Annotated in this window: 9 protein-coding genes, 1 pseudogene and 1 riboswitch; of the genes and pseudogenes, 6 read left to right on the forward strand and 4 right to left on the reverse strand. The window is 58.6% G+C overall.

The features are described 5' to 3' along the window. The first annotated feature begins 254 nt into the window (after positions 1-254). Together ACUXHH_RS07490 and ACUXHH_RS07495 are read left to right on the forward strand one after the other, a co-directional pair. Positions 255-3104: a choice-of-anchor M domain-containing protein gene (locus ACUXHH_RS07490; protein ID WP_458391157.1), complete on the forward strand. Its 2850-nt coding sequence runs from the start codon at positions 255-257 to the stop codon at positions 3102-3104. Between the two features lie 292 nt (positions 3105-3396). Next, a pseudogene (locus ACUXHH_RS07495) lies at positions 3397-3864 on the forward strand (DUF6318 family protein); the annotation flags it as partial. A 121-nt stretch (positions 3865-3985) separates the two neighbouring features. Here ACUXHH_RS07495 and ACUXHH_RS07500 read toward each other — a convergent pair. The 4 genes from ACUXHH_RS07500 to ACUXHH_RS07515 all read right to left on the reverse strand — a co-directional run bounded on the left by ACUXHH_RS07500 (position 3986) and on the right by ACUXHH_RS07515 (position 11494). Then, positions 3986-5968, reverse strand: coding sequence for a M13 family metallopeptidase (locus tag ACUXHH_RS07500; RefSeq protein WP_279741564.1), 1983 nt, complete (start codon positions 5966-5968; stop codon positions 3986-3988). Between the two features lie 107 nt (positions 5969-6075). Further along, positions 6076-7515, reverse strand: a complete 1440-nt coding sequence (locus ACUXHH_RS07505) for an MFS transporter (RefSeq protein ID WP_279741561.1) — start codon at positions 7513-7515, stop codon at positions 6076-6078. Between the two features lie 583 nt (positions 7516-8098). Continuing rightward, on the reverse strand, positions 8099-10426 hold the full coding sequence (metE, locus tag ACUXHH_RS07510; RefSeq protein WP_458391158.1) for a 5-methyltetrahydropteroyltriglutamate--homocysteine S-methyltransferase: 2328 nt from the start codon (positions 10424-10426) through the stop codon (positions 8099-8101). A gap of 162 nt (positions 10427-10588) precedes the next feature. Beyond that, positions 10589-11494: a methylenetetrahydrofolate reductase gene (locus tag ACUXHH_RS07515; RefSeq protein WP_458391159.1), complete on the reverse strand. Its 906-nt coding sequence runs from the start codon at positions 11492-11494 to the stop codon at positions 10589-10591. Positions 11495-11611: 117 nt separating this feature from the next. Beyond that, positions 11612-11728, reverse strand: a riboswitch (SAM riboswitch). 345 nt (positions 11729-12073) lie between these two features. On the opposite strand from ACUXHH_RS07515, the gene ACUXHH_RS07520 reads away from it, so the two are divergent. From ACUXHH_RS07520 to ACUXHH_RS07535, 4 genes are all read left to right on the forward strand, one after another. Next, positions 12074-13834: an ABC transporter ATP-binding protein gene (locus tag ACUXHH_RS07520; protein WP_458391160.1), complete on the forward strand. Its 1761-nt coding sequence runs from the start codon at positions 12074-12076 to the stop codon at positions 13832-13834. Positions 13835-13870: 36 nt separating this feature from the next. Beyond that, positions 13871-14872 carry an aldo/keto reductase gene (locus ACUXHH_RS07525; protein WP_279741550.1) on the forward strand — a complete coding sequence of 334 codons (1002 nt, stop codon included), beginning with the start codon at positions 13871-13873 and terminating at the stop codon, positions 14870-14872. A 225-nt stretch (positions 14873-15097) separates the two neighbouring features. Then, on the forward strand, positions 15098-16543 hold the full coding sequence (locus ACUXHH_RS07530; protein WP_279741548.1) for a sugar porter family MFS transporter: 1446 nt from the start codon (positions 15098-15100) through the stop codon (positions 16541-16543). A 247-nt stretch (positions 16544-16790) separates the two neighbouring features. Then, a complete protein-coding gene (locus tag ACUXHH_RS07535; RefSeq protein ID WP_279741546.1) occupies positions 16791-18002 on the forward strand; it encodes a cytochrome P450 in 1212 nt (403 codons plus the stop codon). The last annotated feature ends 173 nt before the right edge of the window (positions 18003-18175 follow it).

An 18175-nucleotide genomic window follows, 5' to 3' on the forward strand; every position in this document is an offset into this window, starting at 1 on the left:
CTTGGATGACTGCTCGTTGGCTGGCGTGCTGCCCGATACTTTCGGGGTTTGCCCGGTGCTGGGGTTTTTCGGGTTTCTACCGCGTTGGTAGGCGCGTGCGTGCCGGTTTCTCTTTGTGGATGTAGGTGGTGTGCGTTTTTGGGCAAGCCTCTGCACACATGTGTTTCTGAGAATCACTATACTCAGTTAGTTTCCAAATGACAATTATTTGCAAAAGGGTTACCCTAAGAAATAGAAAAATGAGAAAGGTTGTCATGAACTCTCAGAAGCAGACCCAACGACGGATCACCATACACACCCCCGCACTCTTCATCCCCGGCGGTAAGCCCGCCCTCCGCCGCGCAGCCGCATTCCTCTCCGCCGCAGCACTGCTCGCGCTCGCCGGCGCAGCCCCCTCCCTGCCCGCCGTAGCAGGCCCCGACGACGGCAAAATCGTCACCACCAAGGGTCACGTCGACGCCCCCAAGGCATACTGGGACGAGCAGAACGGCACCTTCGTCCTCATGAACGAGGCGAACCCCTACAAGACCGGCGCAGACACCTACGAACTGGACAAGACCGTCAACTGGGTCGGCAAGGGCTACAGCGGCCGCGACGGCAAGTCGCAGTACACCATGACCCTGGGCGAATCTCCCTCCCTGGCGTTCCTCGGCGAACCCGGCCAGACCCTCTACATGGCACCGCACCTGACCTTCGGCAACCAGGACCCCATCTGGGCTGGCCTGGGTGCATCAACGAAGGTGCCTACTGAGCGTTTCCGTGACGGCGTGTTCGCTACCGACATTCTCTCCGTTGAGGGCCCCGGCCGTATGGAGCTCTTCCGCTACAACCCGGACGACGCCCCCGCCGACATCTACCGCATGCTCTCCAGTAGCTCCACCGGCTGGCACTCCTGGCTGCTCGACAAGGGTAGCCATACCCACAACACTACGACCTTCACCCGCCCCGGCCGCTACGTGGTCACCTACCGCACCGTGGCGCGCTCCACTGACGGTCGCATCATCAGCTCCAAGCCGTCGAAGCTGGTCTGGCAGGTTGGTGGCATGCAGCCCGTGCTCGGTGACGGCACCCCCACCGCCGTGCCCACCGTCGACCGCTACAACGCGGCACCCGTCGGTGACCTGGACGCCGCAAAGTACGTGCTGTCCGTGGCACCGCACCGCCTGGATGCCGACCCGGCAAAGAACAAGGATGCCGACGACAAGCTCAGCGACATCACCTTCACCGCCGCGAACAAGAACCTCAAGGGCACCTTGACCCTGTACAACAACGGCTACTTCCTGACCGACCTGCCGGTCGTGAACGGTACCGCTACCTGGTCTGAAATGCTCGGTAGCGAGGGTTCCCAGCTGCAGGCCGTCTTCACCCCCGACACCTCCGACGAGAATAGCGCGGAGGCGTCCCGCTGGATCTCGCACAAGCTCACCTACGAACCCGGCAAGGCTGAGAGCGTGTACAGCGATGACGGTAACGGCTCCTGGCCCGAAGAAATCCCAGATCAGGCGAACACCGTACTCAGCACCCAGCAGTACACGCCGACCAGCATGGACTACGACGTGACCGTCACCCCGAATGGCAACGGCTTCAGCACCGTTGAGGTCCGCTTCAAGGACCCGAAGGTGCGCGGCTTCCTGCGCGGCGGCTTCTACGCCCAGGACGACCCGGTCTACCCCTACCTCGACCTGGAAGGCTCCGTTCAGGATGGTGTGGCGCGCTTTACCTTCCGTGACGAGTCGTTCTACAAGGGCACGGCGCTGCGCGTGAAGATGCTGACCCACCCGGATATGAATGCTTCTGCCTCCATCACTGAGGTTGCGGCGAACTACGAGCCGGGCACCAAGTACACCGCACACGGCGCGCTGGCACCGGACAGCGCACCCATTGGTGATACATCGAAGCCTGCCCCGGTGGACCCGGCACCCTCCACTGAGCCTACCGTCGCGCCGACTGAAGCTCCTTCCGCTGAGCCCAGCAACGTACCGTCGGTATCCCCCAGCGAGGTTCCGACTGTGCCGGCAGTGCCGACCGCCTCCGCAGAACCGAGTGCACCTGCTCCGACACCCTCCGCTGAGCCGTCCACCCCCGGAACCCCCGGCAACCAATGCGTACCCGGCAAGATTGACGGCCGCACCAAGATCTCGCACGGCCACCTGGACATCCAGGCGACCCTGAAGGACCGCCAGCTGTCCGTGGGTCTGCGTGACGACAGCGGCATCATTGACGCTGACTCGACCATGCGCCCGCTCGATTCGGTCGTGTGGACCGTGAGCGAGAACGCCCGCCGTGTACGCACCGAACGTATGGCTGACGAGAAGCTGAACTTTATGGGCCCGGTCGGCACCGCCTTCTACGGCCTGCCGCAGACCCAGCAGAGCGGCCTGCCCTGGCCCGGCTACAACACGCAGGACATCGACTACTCGCAGCTGCGCGGCCCCGTGCGCCTGCACGTGGTTCCGAAGGTCATGCCTGAGGGTGCACGCTTCGGCATGTTCACCGAGTCGCTGAACGGTGCGGATGTGCTGCTGGATTCGACGACCGGCAAGACCACGATCGACATTGATTACGCGACGCACGCGCACGCGAACTGGGTGTTCTCCGAGCCTGGCCAGTACATGTTTGACGTGCACTATTCTGCGACCCTGGCTGATGGTACTGAGGTAAACAGCCCGGTGCAGCAGCTTGCGGTTGCTGTGGGTAAGAAGGCGTCGGATGCGTGCTCGTTTGAGACTGCCGTGCCGAAGGACCCGAACGCTGCGTCGGACGACTTTAGCGGTGTGCGCCGTGTGGATTCGGCAACCCCGGGCGGTACCGCTGGTGCCAACCAGCCCGGCTCCACACAGTCTGGTGCTGCGCAGGCTGGTCAGTCCGGTCAGGCTGGTGCTTCCGGTGCTGCCGGTGACGTGAACGCGAAGGGTTCGAATGATGGTTCTGCTGGCGGCTCCTTGGGTCAGCCCGGTGTGTCTGCTGCGTCGGGTGGCGTTAGCTCCCAGCAGGGCGGCCTTGCCCGCACTGGTTTCGGTGCGGTGTCTGTGGCTGTGGGTGGCGTACTGGTGCTTGGTGCCGGCACTGTGATGGTGCTGCGTTCCCACCGCCGCGCTTCCTAGTGCTTGCCGCGTGAGGACACGCTGATACGGTGATGCCCCCGTGGCTGAGAGAGTGAACTCTCGGCCTCGGGGCTTTCTCTATACGGTGCTACATCTGAATTAACACTATTTAGATGAGGCATCAAGGATGCACTGCTGGTGCTCTGGGGTCTGTCGGTACTCCCTGGCTTCGGGGAGCCAATCTCGTACGTGCGGGTGTAGCAGATGACCTTGATGAGAGCATCCATGTCCTTGTAATCGCCGAACTCTACGAAAAGCTCGGGGATGTACTTGGGCGGCCAAGCCCGCCGTCGCTAATGAGAACAGTGTGGAGGGCCTGTATCAGTCCATTGTGTTCTTCGGCGCAGCCTTGGAATACTACATGCGCACCGGTAAGACCGAACCCCTGCGTGAATATACAATCGACAAGTCCGAGCTGAAGAACCTGGTTGAGCCGGAAAGCGGCACCGTCGGTGAGAAGCTGATCAAGGGTGAAGCCTGGATGCACGACGCGTCCGTTGTCATCACCATGCTCACCCCGCAGCCCGAGCGTGAGGGCGACACCTACAACTGGAATATTCGCCTGACCATGGATCCCGGCGAGTTTATTGCAAGCAAGGACCGCGTGCAGGAAGCTCCCTCTGAAGCGGAACGTAAGGACGAGGTGGAGCGCACCCTGCACGGCGTGTACGAGAACGGTGCGTGGAAGCTGACCGGTATGCGTGCTTATTCCTCTTCCTCTTCCTCGGCTTCTGCTTCGTCCTCGTCTTCTGACTCCTAAAGTTCAGTAGTCTAGAAACGTGTAGTTTCTACAACAGAAAGGCGCCCGCCCCGTGGCTCGAAAACCACGATGCGGGCGCCTCACTTATATGCGCAATAAAGCATATACCCTTATCGAGGTGCTACCAGATACGCACGCGCTCCTCCGGAGCCAGGTACAGCGCATCGCTCTCAGAGACGCCAAACGCCTCATAGAACTCATCAATATTACGCACCACACCGTTCACACGGAACTCATCCGGCGAATGCGGATCTACCGAAATCATCACCTCAGCATGCTGCGGGCGGGACTTCGTACACCAGCCGCGAGCATTCGAGAGGAAGAAACGCTGAATACCGGTCATGCCGTCAATCACCGGCGCGTTATCCAGCGACTCAATGCCCTGCTTCTTCAAAGCCAGACGGTACGCCTTCAACGCAATAGACATGCCAGCCAGGTCGCCAATATTCTCGCCCAGAGTTAGCTCACCGTTCACGTGGAACTTCGGGTCCAGACCCACCGGAACGTACGCGTTGTACTGCTCCACCAGCGCGGAGGTGCGCTCCTTGAACTTCGCGTAATCCTCCTCAGTCCACCAGCTCTCCAGCTTGCCGTCGCCGTCGTAGCGGGAACCCTGATCATCAAAACCGTGACCAATCTCGTGGCCAATAATCATGCCGATATTGCCGTAGTTCGCCGCATCGTCAGCATCCGGGTTGAAGTACGGCGGCTGCAGAATCGCTGCCGGGAACACGATCTCATTCGCAGGCGGCATGTAGTACGCGTTCACGGTCTGCGGAGTCATCAGCCACTCCGCCTTATCCACCGGCTGACCCTTACGGGCAATCAGCCAGTCAGCGTCAAACGCACCGGTACGGCGCAGGTTCTCAAACAGGTCACCGGGGACCAGTTCCAGGGCGGAGAAGTCACGCCACTTATCGGGGTAACCGATCTTGGTGACGAACTTCGACAGCTTCTCCAGCGCCTTCTCGCGGGTTGCCTCAGTCATCCAGTCCAGCGACTCAATGGACTCGCGGTACGCCTCCAGGAGGTTGCCGACCAGAACCAGCATCTTCTCCTTGTGCGAGGGCGGGAAGTGTACAGCCACGTACTCCTGGCCAATCTCCTCACCCAGAGCCTTCTCGACAGCGCCCACGCCGCGCTTCCAGCGCTCACGAATCTGCTGGGTACCGGAGAGGGTCTTGCCGTAGAAGTTGAAGCTCTCCTGAACCAGTTCGTCGTACATGAACGGCGCACGTGAACGCAGAACGGTCCACACAGCCCACAGCTTCCAGGTCATCAGCGGGATGGAGGTGAACAGCTTAGCCGCACCCTCAAAGAAGGACGGCTGAGCCACAATAACCTGACCCAGGGTCTCCGGGTCGGCACCGAGCGCCAGTAGCCACTGGGAGAACGGGAAGCCGGGGAACTTCTCGTCCAGCTCGTTCGCCTGGTACGGGTTGTAGGTCGCCTCAGCGTCGCGGTTCTCCACGACGTTCCAGTGCAGACGAGCCAGCTCAGACTCGTGAGTGAACACCAGCTGAGCCGCCTGCTCCGGGGTCAGGCCGAAGCCCTCAGCCAGACCGGTCAGCTCAAACATGCGAGCAATATGCTCAACATACGCCGCGCACGCCTGCTCATGCTTCTCTTCACGGTAGTAGGATTCATCCGGCAGACCCAGACCCGACTGGTACAGGAAGAACGTGTAATTCTTCGGGTCCTTCGGGTCGTTGCTGGTGTACCAGGCGAACAGCTGCGGCAGACCCGCACGAGACAGCAGTGCCAGGGTTACAGCCAGGTGGGAGGGGGTTGCCGAGTTCAGAATCGGGGCGATTTCCTTCAGCAGAGGTTCCAGGCCGTCCGCCTCAATCTTCTCAACGTCCATGAAGGAGTTGTAGAGTGCGCCAATACGGGACTCCGGCTGCTCCTTCGCGATCTTCTCCACCAGCTCACGCACGTGCTTCTCTGCGTTATCGCGGAGGGTGTACAGGCCGCCATCCTTGGGGCGGTCCGCCGGGATTTCGTGGGTTGCCAGCCACTTACCGTTGACGTGGCGGAAGAAATCGTCGCCCGGCTTGACGGTTTCATCCACCCATTCTTTAGTGATTCCAGAGTTAGTAGTCATGGTTCCATTCTAGGTTCTTAACGTAAGAAGCCACACGATTACCGACAAGCCACCATATGGTGACTCACCAGCAAAGGTGTGGCTTCCCTACACGAAAGATCGGGCAATTATGCCCGAGCTGCCAGCTTCTCTGCACGCTCAGCCATCAGACGCTTCTCAGCACCATTAACCAGCCAGAGGAACAAAACCGCCAGACCCGAGCACACAATCATGAAGACGAACGCGGTGCTCCAACCCCAATGGTCAACAATAATGCCGATACCAGCAGAAGCCAGGGTTGCACCCAGCGCGTAACCGAACAGACCGGTGAAGCCCGCAGCGGTACCCGCAACATGCGAGGGGGACAGGTCAATAGCCTGCAGACCAATCAGCATGACCGGGCCGTAAATCAGGCCACCAATCAGAGCCAACGCAACGTAGGCAATCCACAGCGGCGCATCCGAAGAGGGCAACCAGTACAGCAGAATCGCACCGACAGTTGCAATCAGGAAGAGGATACCCGCGGGGGAGCGGCGACCCTTGAACATGCGGTCAGAAACGTAACCGCACAGGACGGTGCCGCCAATACCGGCAAGCTCCAGAATCGAGAAGCCCGCAATACCACCCTCAAGGGATGCGTGGCGCACATCGTGCAGGTACTTCGGCGCCCACACCAGCACGCCGTAACGCAGGGTGTACACGAACACGTTTGCCAGAGCCAGATACACCATGGTCGAGTTGGTCAGTACGTGCTTACGGATGGTGGTCCAAGTGGACTCTGCGCGATCTTCAGCGGTGGACTCAACCTTGTGCGGGTCGTTGCGGTACACGTCAACGGTGGGCAGGCCCTCCGCCTCGGGGTTATCACGAATAAGCAGCCACGCGACGAACGCCAGAACGAAGCTGATAACAGCAGGGAACCAGAAAGCAACTTCCCAGGTCTTGCCGAACATGGAGAAGCCCCACGCAACCAGCAGACCGGACAGCGCACCACCAACGTTGTGGGCGGTGTTCCACCAGGACACCTTCGTACCGCGCTCGCTGGTGGAGAACCAGTTCACAAGCACACGGCCGGAGGGCGGCCAACCCATGCCCTGGAAGATGCCGTTGAAGACCATAATGGTCGCCATGATGGAGGCAATAGCCGCACCGTAGCCCGCTGCACCCGCGCCTTCACCCATGTAACCGGTCATTGCCAGCAGAATGTTTGCAACACCCGAAAGCACCAGACCAATCGGCAAGAACAGACGCGCATTAGAGCGGTCAGAAATCATTGCGGTGAAGAACTTGCTGAAGCCGTAAGCCAGCAGCAGCGCCGTGGACAGTGCACCGATTGCAGCGTTGCTGAAGCCAAGCTCCTTGGTCAGGATCGGGGTGACCAGCGGGACGTTGTTACGAATCAGGTAGAAGGTCGCATAACCGATGAAAATGCCCATGAAGACCTGCAGGCGCATGCGCGGGTACTTTGCAGAAACTTCAGCTTCGCTGAGTTGAGGCTTGGGCGCCGGAATGGCAAGCCAGTGGGGTACGGAACCCTTCTTCTTCTTTGATGAAGCGGTAGTAGTCATGTTTGGCATTCTAGAGGCGGGGTCTTATAAAAATACTAATCTATTGGGCATATTTTCACTGAATTGTTCACGGAGGTGAACAAATATTCAGAGTGACTATTCTATAAATACTGTTCTAGCCTTGAAATTCCAGGGATGTCTAGAAAATGTGTGATGCACATCTGTCTACTGGGCAACAGTGCCGCATATGGCGTAATGAATATAAATACTTTTCCTGTTGAGTAAATGCATATTTTGGTCAGACCACAACTAAATTTAGAGTAATTTATACCCTAAGTTCAAAAAGAAAACCACTTGAACACGACTAAGACCAGCCCACAGCCAACACCACACCAAACCTGCACCCAAAAACCGTACAGAAAACCAGCGCATCCAACAAACGTAGCCAATAAGCACAGGAAAACCCGCCCGTACGGTGCAGAAGAATCCGTGCGGGCGGGCCCGTTATCTATCCCCAAAAGCTCGGCATACAGTCGGTACGCATACCGGCACGAAGCCGAACAGCCGCCACCTGCCGCAAGTCACCGCGAGCAAACCATCATCCGGTCAACCCACGGCAGGCAGCGGAACCAATAGGCGACTCCTAGAGGGATTCGCGAATAGCCTTCGTAGCAGCTACCAGGTGATGCAAAGACTGCTTGGTCTCCTCGTAATCACGAGTCTTCAAACCACAATCAGGGTTCACCCACAGGTCAGCAATGGTACCGTAACCAATCGCAGCCTTCAGCAGAGACTCAATCTCATCCTGCGAAGGAACACGCGGGGAGTGGATGTCCCACACGCCCGGGCCCAAACCGGAAACGAAACTCTCCGGAATGTCAGCCAGCAACTCCATGTGCGAACGAGCCGCCTCAATGCTGGTCACGTCAGCATTCAGAGCATTAATCGAGTCGATAATCTCGTTGAACTCCGAGTAGCACAGATGAGTGTGAATCTGAGTGGAATCCTTCACGCCACTGGTCGCCAGACGGAAGGAATTCACCGACCAATCCAGGTACTGCGGCTGCTCATCGCGGCGCAAGGGTAGCAACTCACGCAGAGCCGGCTCATCCACCTGAATGATGCGGATGCCCGCCTGCTCCAGGTCAGCAATCTCATCGGCAAGAGCCAGAGCCACCTGGTTAGCGGTCTCGCGACGCGGCTGGTCGTCACGCACGAAGGACCACGCCAGAATCGTTACCGGGCCGGTGAGCATACCCTTGACCGGCTTCTCAGTCAGCGACTGTGCGTGGGAGCTCCACGGAACGGTGAACGCCTCACCGCGCAGGCCATCACCGTGACGCTTCACGTCACCAAACAGAATCGAGGGACGAGTGCAACGCGAACCATAGGACTGAACCCAGCCGTGGCGGGTGGTTGCGAAACCATCGAAATTCTCAGCGAAGTACTGAACCATGTCGTTACGCTCAGCCTCACCGTGAACCAGCACGTCCAGGTCCAGATCCTCCTGCAGTGCGATGACCGAAGCAATCTCGTCACGCAGGAAGCCGTTCAGCTCCTCAGCGGAAATCTTGCCCGCACGAGCCTCCGCACGGTGGCGGCGAATCTCAGCGGTCTGCGGGAAAGAACCAATAGTGGTGGTCGGCAGCTTCGGCAGGTTCAAATCAGCCTGGGCCGCACGGCGAACATCAATGGTCGGGCGGTCAAAGTCCTCAGCAACCACAGCGGTGGCACGGGCACGAATCTCGTCGTTGTGCTTGCGCGGGTCAGCGGCGAAGCGAGCCAGTGCCTCATCAGCAGCTTTCAACTCCGGCTCAACAACAGCCTCACCCCCAGCCAAGCCACGAGCCAGCAGAGCAATCTCAGCGACCTTCTGATCAGCGAATGACAGGCCGTCCACCGGAACTTCGGCCGGGTCTTCCAGAGCCAGGTCGTGCGGCACATGCTGCAGGGAGGTCGAAGAAGCCACCGACACGGCACCCTCGGATGCGCCCGGCAGCGCCTCCAGAGCCTTCAGGGCGGCACGAACATCAGCACGCCACACGTTACGACCGTTCACAACACCGGCAACCAGGTGAACACCGGCGGCAGAAACAGACTCCAGCTCAGCCTTCGAGTACACACCGTGCACCAGGTCAAGGTGCAGAGCCTCAATGCCGGTATCCAGCAGTGCCGGCAGGTTATCACGCAGGGAACCGTAGGGGCTGGTCACCAGAATCTGCGGGCGCTTCTCGCCAGCAGCCAGGGCACGGTAGGTGCGCTCAGCCAGCTCAGCAACCTTCGTGTTGTCGGCACGGTCCACGGTCAGGCCCGGCTCGTCCAGCTGAACCCACTCAACACCGCGCTCAGTCAGCTGCTCCAGCACCTGAGCGTACGCGGCAACGAACTCATCCAGACGGTCAACGGGGGAGAAGTCCTCAGCGGAACCCTGCTCAGCCTTAGCGCCCAGCAGCAGGGTCAGCGGGCCAACAATCTGCGGGCGAACCTTCACGCCAGCCTGCTTTGCTACCTCAAGCTGCTCGTCAATAGCCTCAAGATTCAGCTTAATCTCGGTACCGGCACCAATCTCAGGCACCAGGTAGTGGTAGTTGGTGTCGAACCACTTAGTCATCTCCAGCGGGGGCAGGGTCTCGGTACCGCGCGCCAGTGCGAAGTAGCCGGGCAGATCCAGCAGACCGCGTGCGTCCTTAGCCTCAGCCAGACGCTCGGGAACCAGGGTGAACAGGCGAACCACATCAAGCACCTGGTCGTAGTAGGAGAAGGTCGCCGGAATCGAGTAGTTATCAGCCTTCAGACCGGCGGCGGTTACGCGCTCGAAGTAGGTGCGCTGTACGTCAGCAGCGGTGTCCTGCAGCTCCTGCAGGGTAGCCTTGCCCTTCCAGAAAGCCTCCTGAGCCTTCTTCAGTTCACGGAAGCGGCCCACGCGGGGGTAGCCAACAATGGTTGCGGTGGGGAATGCGGTGTTCGACATAATAGTTATTCCTTTACTGGGGATAGATATGGGAGTCAGCTCCGGTGTTTCGCCACCCGGCAGTGGGTGGTGAAACGGAGAACTCAACAACTCCCGGAATATTTGTGGGGGAGAAAGTGGAAACGCATCCGACAAGGAGCGTTATGGGTTAAAGCGGGGTTTTTAGGCGTATTCCAGTTCGCTCAGCGACTGAGAGAAACGGTTACTGTACCGCGGCAAATCCAGCTGATCCAGAACGTCCAGAACCGCCGCATGCTCGTTGAAGGTGAAGAAGTGCAGACCCGGTGCGCCCGCGTCCATCACGGTGCGGCACTGGTTCAGCGCGTACTCCACGCCGATGCGGTGCAGCTCAGCGCTACTGGTTGCCGTCTCAAGGCGGTACGCAAGATCTGCCGGAACCGGTATGCCCGCCATCTGGCAGAGGTTCTGTAGGCGCTTCAGCGAGGTTACCGGCATGATGCCCGGAATAATCGGAATATCCACGCCCGCCAGGTGCGCCGAATCGACCAGGGCGCTGTAGCGTTCATCCTCGAAGAACACCTGAGTGATAGCGAAGTCCGCGCCGGCACGCTGCTTCGACAGCAGAATCTCAATATCCTGCAGCAGGGATGCGGACTCGGGGTGCTTCTGCGGGTACGCCGCTACACCAATCGACACCTTGCCAGCTGCCAGGTGGGCGAAATCTTCACGCTCCACGCGGCGAATGAGCTCCACCAGGTAGCGGGCGAAAGGAAGTTCAGAAACCTGACCTTCCTGAATATCACCGCGAAGAGCCAGGAAACCGCGCACACCCAGACCCAGAATCAGGCGGACTGCACGCTCCAGCTCGTGCACCGAATGGCCTGCGCAAATCAGGTGAGCCAGCGGGGTGAGGGAGGTTTCATGCACCAGGTGGTCGAGCAGCGCGAGGGTCTTCTGGCGGCGCTTCGCGTCACCGGCGTAGGTGACCGACACGTAGTCGGGGTTGGTGCCCTCAAGCTCGGCAATGGTGTGGAGTAGCGACTCGCAGCTTGCGTGTGAGCGGGGTGGGAACAGCTCAAAAGAAAGAGCCGGGTGAACTGTCGTCATAACCTTCCTTCGTGTTCACCCGATAGATACGCACCGGGAGGGTACGTGAATTCTTCTGCAGGATGCGCTGTACCGGTTTGCGGGTGCACATCATCAAGGGGTGCCGAAGGGTATTCTTCTCTATCGGTTCTGGCGGGAGCACCTTGTCCGTACCCTGCACCGTGACGGTGGGGGATACTGGCGAGGTTGCTGCGACGTCGACGAGCCAGATCTCTCGGTCGCTCTTGATAGATAACGCTTTCACTCTACCCACCGCCTCCGAGGGGATGCAAGGGATGCGGCGGTTGATGTCCTAATATTTCTGGACATGACATTGGGGAGAAATATGAACTTAATATGACTGACTATGACGAAGGGTGCTGGGGGCGTTGCGGGTAGAGCTGTCGGCTGACCCTGGATGCCTGAAAATATCACAGATATATCTGCTTAATATTCTTGGACACGCGCGAATATGTGTGTTTTAAATTTCATTGAAGAGTAGAGTAACTAATGAAGCACGGGTAGTGTTTCGATGTCCGCTCATCGAGGATTTTCAGATCTCAAAGATGAGTTCAATATGACTTTGTGAGCGTGGTGAGAATGAAAAATCTATTTTCCTCTATACTCTGGTCCTTCCGCCTAGCCTGGAAAACCTGTCCCACAACCCTGGTGAGCGCCGCCCTGTCGCTAGCCGTCATTGCCTGCATTCCCCTGAGCCAATCCTTGCTGATTGGTAATACGGTGTCAGCTTTGAGCGGTTCAAATGGTGGCGCGGCCTGGATTTATATTGTTGCTCTTGCCCTTGTTGTCGGAATTAATATTATTGCTCAACGCTGGGTCATAAGTAACATGCGCATCCTCAAATCAAAGATGAACTATCGGGTCCACCGCATGTTAAATACCAGGTTATCTACATTTCCGTTATCTGATATAGGTAGCACAAAATCACAGGAAGATATACGTGCTGCTAGAGAGGCAATATCGAAACAGGAATTGCAGGTTCACACCATGTCAGTTATGACACTGGTGAGTGCCTTCGCAATGGTGTTACTTCTCTGTCTTAATATTGCGAACGTCAGCATTGTGGCAGCAATTTTTGCGGCACTGTGTTCATTGCCCCTAGCCACTGCAATGGTGATTCTCGCTAAACGTGATTACGCTATATACACCCTAATGTACGAGGATTATCGGGCAGAGAACTACTATCTAGACAACCTGATGGCTCAGAGCCGAGCCCAAGAGCTTCACCTCATGAGAGCTTCCCGATTTTTCTCGCAACGCGTAGCGTCCTGGCGACGCCGGGCGGCCGGTAGGGAATTGAGCCTTGAAAGTGTTAGAGGAATTGTCTCCATAGTTGCAGGGCTACTCTGCTCTGTCTTACTCTTTGCGTCCCTGTACTTCCTTGTGGATTCAGGTGCCGATATATCGTATGTGGCCGGATCGCTGATTGGAATCATTGCCTGTGTTGACGCGACCCAAGAGGTGGGATATTCATTTGGTCAGATTATTAATGGAGCATTATCTGTTCAGCAATTCCGAAGGGTATGCGACTCTGATACTTACGACCATGCTTCTGAGATGAAAACTTCTAACCCTAACCATGAAAATATTTCAAAAATTATATGCAAAGATGTATCCGTTCAGTATGAGGGCGCGTCGTCTTTTGCGCTTAAAGATATTAATCTTGAGCTGATGAATAATCAAATGATTGCAGTAGTTGGTGCCTCAGGCGCGGGAAAAACAACGCTAATAAATGCAATTCTTGGAATTACACCAATTGCCCAGGGGAGCATAACGTATAAGGGTGCTTCTTCTGAGAGTAAATACAATATGTTGTCAAATGTTGGTTTGGTGAGTCAAGACTACGGCCGTTATGAACTGACTGTGCGTGAAAATCTTCTTCTGGGTTTGTCGCAGGAGGCGGTTGAGCGTCTTGGTGATGCTGATTTGTGGTCGGCTTTGTCGGTGGCTTGTGCTGATGATTTTGTGCGTGGTCTTGAGGGTGGTTTGGATGCTCAGTTGGGTGAGTCGTTTGGTGGTGTTGGTCTTTCGGGTGGTCAGTGGCAGCGTTTGGCGTTGGCGCGTGTGGTTCTTCGGGATGCGCCGGTGTGGGTGTTGGATGAGCCGACCAGTGCTGTGGATGCTGAGACTGAGGAGGAGATTTTTGCTCGGTTGAAGGTGGCTGCTGTTGGGCGTTTGGTGGTGTTGGTGTCTCATCGTGCGTGGACGTTGCGTGGTGTTGATTCTGTGGTGGTGTTGGATGGTGGGTGTGTGGTGGAGCAAGGAACCTACCGGGACCTAACGACCGACCCTACATCACGCTTCAGGAAGCTCTTCGCCTCCCAACTGGAGGGGAAATAACCTCGCAACATACCCACACAACGTAGAGTTAAAAGCATGGAACGCATTGAATCTCCCGTCTACCGCAGGCTCGGCAAGTCTGGCCTCGTCGTACCCAGCGTCGGTATCGGCTGCAACAATCTCGGCCGCCCCGGCACCCCCACCCGCACCCAAGAAGGCACCAACGAAGTCATCGCCGCCGCAGTCGATGCCGGCATCAGCTTCTTCGACATCGCCGACCTCTACGGCGCCGAACCCGGCCTCTCAGAAACCATGTTCGGCACCGCCCTCACCCAGCTCGGCCTCGACCGCGACGAACTGACCATCGTCACCAAATTCGGTTTGCCCGTCGGCGACCTCAACGGCAACGACCGCAATGCCCGCGGATCGCGCCGCTACATCATGCGCGCCGTCGAAGGGTCCCTCCGCCGCCTCGGCACCGACTACATCGACCTGTACTTCTACCACAGCCCCGACCCCAACACCCCCATCGAAGAAACCCTCAGCGCCCTCGACCAGCTCGTACGCGACGGCAAGGTCCGCTACCTAGGCCACTCCAACTTCTCCGGCTGGCAGCTCGCCCACGCCGAACACTGCGCCCACGAACTCGGCACCGAACGGTTCATCGTCGCAGAAAACCACTACAACCTGCTCGACCGCCGCGCAGAACTAGAAATCCTGCCCGCCGCACAACACTTCGGCATGGGTGTGCTGCCGTACTTCCCGCTCGCTAACGGCCTGCTGACCGGCAAGTACCGCCGCGACAACATTCCCGCCGGTTCGCGCCTGTCCCACTCCAAGAAGAACGTGCTCGACACCGCCAACTGGGACCAGCTCGAAGCCTTCCACACCTTCTGCACCGAGCGTGGCATCACCGAGGTGCAGGCGGCATTCTCCTGGCTCGCACAGCAGTCGCCGGTCACCTCCGTCATTGCCGGTGCGACCAGCGCCGAACAGGTACGCGCCAATGCACAGGCGACCTGCCTGCGCTTCGACGCTGAGGACCTCGCCGCCCTGGACGCCATCTTCCCGGCACCGGAGAAGATTGCGCTGTTCTAAACACGGGCTCCCTCTTAACAGGGCACTCAGACGGTCGCACGTGTTGGCCGTAAAATATGCTGAAAACTGTCCGCGGCGAGAAATAAATATCACCCGCCGAGCGTTTTCGCTAGGATTAGGTGAGGTGTGTCTAATCTGACGCACCTCACCTTATCTATGTATCCACCCCTGCCGCCTGGAACCAATCCGGCGCAGCCACCCGCCACCGGCACATCAAAGGACACCATGAGCGCACAGCGCACCGCCTCCACCCTGCCCCCTCTGGGCACTGGGAAGCACCGCCGATACCTCGGCATCATTGCACTCATCGCCACCTTCGGCGGTCTGCTCTTCGGCTATGACACCGGAGTGATCAACGGCGCGCTCGAACCCATGAGCCGCGAACTCGGCATGGACTCCACCGCCCAAGGCTGGGTCACCGGATCGCTCGCCTTTGCCGCCGCTATCGGCGCGCTCACCTGTGGTCGTATCTCCGACCGGTACGGCCGCCGAACCACCATCATTGGGCTGTCCACCATCTTCTTCATTGGTGCTCTGACCTGCGTCTTCGCACCCAACGTTGCCGTGCTTATCACCGGACGAACCCTGCTCGGCCTGGCGGTCGGTGGCGCCTCCGCCGTGGTGCCCGTATTCCTCGCGGAGCTCGCACCCTACGAAATTCGTGGCTCCCTCTCCGGCCGTAACGAGCTCATGGTTGTGGGCGGTCAGCTTGCCGCGTTCATCGTGAATGCCCTCATTGGCAACCTATGGGGTGAGCACGACGGTGTGTGGCGCTGGATGTTCGCCATCTGCACCCTGCCCGCCATAGGCCTGTTCGTCGGCATGCTGCGTGTGCCCGAATCGCCGCGCTGGCTGTTGCGCGTCGGCAAGCGTGAACAGGCGCTGGAGGTTATGAAGCGCATCCGCTCCACCGAGCGTGCCGAAGCTGAAATCGCCGACATTGAGCGCACCCTGCAGGCGGAGGCGGCAACCTCCCAGAACGATGCGGCGGGTAAGGAAAGCGTGGGCGTGCGCGGCTGGTTCATGCGCATCCTGCTCGTCGGTATTCTCGTCGGCGCGGGTCAGCAGCTGACCGGCATCAACTCGATCATGTACTACGGCATCAAGGTGCTCAAGGAAGCCGGTTTCAGCGAATCCGCGGCGCTCATCGTGAACATTGCGCCGGGTACGATTGCGGTGCTCGGCTCCATCATGTCGCTGCGCCTGATGGAGCGCGTACGGCGCCGAGTCATGGTCATGACTGGTTATGTGTCGACCGCGTTTTTCCACGTGCTGATTGCGGGCGCATCCATACTGCTGCCCGCCGATAACGCGGCGCGCCCCTGGATTCTGCTGGTGCTCATCGTCTGCTTTGTGGGTGCGATGCAGACCTGCCTGAACGTGTCGACGTGGGTGATTATGAGTGAACTGTTCCCGCTGCATGTGCGTGCGGCGGGTATGGGCATTTCGGCGTTTAGCGGCTGGATGATGAACGGTGTGCTGTCGTTGGCGTTCCCTGTGATTCTGGGTGCGGTCGGTCTGACCGGCTCCTTCATTGGCTTTGCCGTGGTGAACGTGGTCATTGCGCTGCTGATGTTCCGCAACCTGCCAGAGACTCGCGGCGTGAGCCTGGAGCAGGTGGAGCGTGGCGTGATGGACGGTAGCATCTACCCCTTCGCACGCGGGCGCTAGACCCGGGGGTAGAAACGCATGAGGCGGGCGGTCCCTGACCCGGCCCTCGCCTTACCCGAAGTCGTTCGTTGAATGAGAAAACAAGGAACGCCTATCCTGCGCAACCAGCCCTTAAGTGATACGGTCAAAGAACTAACAACTAATAATGGCTACACATGCTCGAATGCACGCCCGACCCTGCCCTATGTGCATCGCCCGGACCCCTGCATCCAGCACACCACAACTCTATTACGAATACGGGTGAACAATGACTGAGAACGTACACAACGACTGGGACCTCCGAAGCGAAGAAGTGCAGAAAGACCAGGTAGCTGCCTACGACGCAATGCGCCGCCGCTGCCCCGTCGCCCACGATGAATTCATGGGCTACTCCGTCTTCAAAAATGCCGACGTACAGCACGTACTTGATCACCCCGAAATCTACTCCAATGTCGTCTCCACCCGCCACATCGCCGTCCCCAACGGCATGGACGCACCCGAACACACCACCTTCCGCACCGTCAACGACAAGTACTTCACCCCCGAACGCCTCGAAAAGTTCGCACCTGTCATCCGTGACGCCGTGAAGACTCTCATCGCAGAACTGCCCCGAGGCGAAGAAGTAGACGTCATGCAGGGCTTCGGCCAGGCCTACGCAATGCGCGTGCAGAACGCCTTCATGGGCTGGCCCGCATGCCTCGAGCAGCCCCTCACCGAATGGATCGAAAAGAACCGTGTCGCCACCCTTCGCCGCGACCGCGAAGAAATCGCTAAGGTTGCCCTCGAATTCGACGGTTACATCCGCCAGCTGCTCGATGAGCGCCGCGAAGATGCCGTAGCAGGTAACCCCAAGGACGTCACCGCCGAACTGCTCACCGACACCGTACAGCTGCCCGGCGAAGAGCCCCGCACCATGACTGACGAAGAAATCGTCAGCCTCATCCGTAACTGGACCGTGGGTGAGCTGTCCACCGTCTCCGCAACCGTGGGCGTATTCGTGAACTTCCTGGCACGCAACCGTGCCGAGCAGGACCGTCTGCGCGCATCCCTCTCCGACGGCAACGCCATCGATGACCGTAGCGAAATCGCTCTCGCCGTTGAAGAAATCATGCGACTTGAAGACACCCTCGTCACCAACCGCCGCATCACCACCCAGGACACTGAACTTGGCGGCCGCACCCTGCCCGCCGGTTCCCGCGTGACCATCAACTGGGCAAGCGCCAATCGTGACGAGGATGCCTTCGAAGATGCCCTCACCTATAACCCGCACCGCGACCAGTCCCGCAACCTTGTGTACGGTGATGGCATCCACGTCTGCCCCGGTGCCCCCCTGGCACGCCTGGAGCTGCGCATCCTGCTCGAGGAGCTACTGTGCGGCATCGAGTCCATCGAGATCGCGGACGAGAGCGAGAAGCCCGCAACTGTGAATGCTGTGTACCCGGTTTCCGGCTACTCGGTCGTGCGCGCCATCTTTAACTAAGCACGCTCCAGTCGTACAAAGCGCGAGGCGCCGAACCCTGAGAATGGGGGTCGGCGCCTCGCGCTGTTAAGAGTAAATATAAAAGTGAATAGTAGGAGAATGGCGGCTGATGTCAGCCGCTTACTATAGACAAAAGGGAATATTCTCTATCGGCTATATAGAGTAGTGGGTTA

It is taken from the genome of Rothia sp. 110740021-2 (assembly GCF_054263775.1).